The organism is Ochrobactrum sp. SFR4 (genome assembly GCF_019730395.1).
Lineage (GTDB): Bacteria > Pseudomonadota > Alphaproteobacteria > Rhizobiales > Rhizobiaceae > Pseudochrobactrum.
On record NZ_JAAPBB010001132.1, the window covers coordinates 1 to 248 of the forward strand.

The 248-nt window shown below is 57.3% G+C and carries 1 pseudogene; it reads left to right on the plus strand.

Annotated elements, in window-relative coordinates:
* Positions 1–248 (plus strand): annotated as a pseudogene (locus HBA93_RS22570) (biotin/lipoyl-binding protein); the annotation flags it as partial.

Sequence of the window (248 nt, forward strand, 5' to 3'; positions counted from 1 at the left end):
GTCTCGTAACCAGACCGGTCGCTCTCCTCACCGAAGATATTCAGCTACAGAAAGAATATCCGGGCCGCCTGCAGCCCGTTCGCCTTGCGGAAGTGCGTGCCCGTGTCAGCGGCATTGTTCTGAAGCGCAGTTTTGCCGAAGGCTCGGATGTTAAGGCAGGTGATATCCTGTTCCAGATTGAGCCCGCGAGATTTAAAGCTGCCGTCGATAGTGCCAAAGCCCAGCTTGCCCGCGCTGAAGCTTCGCTC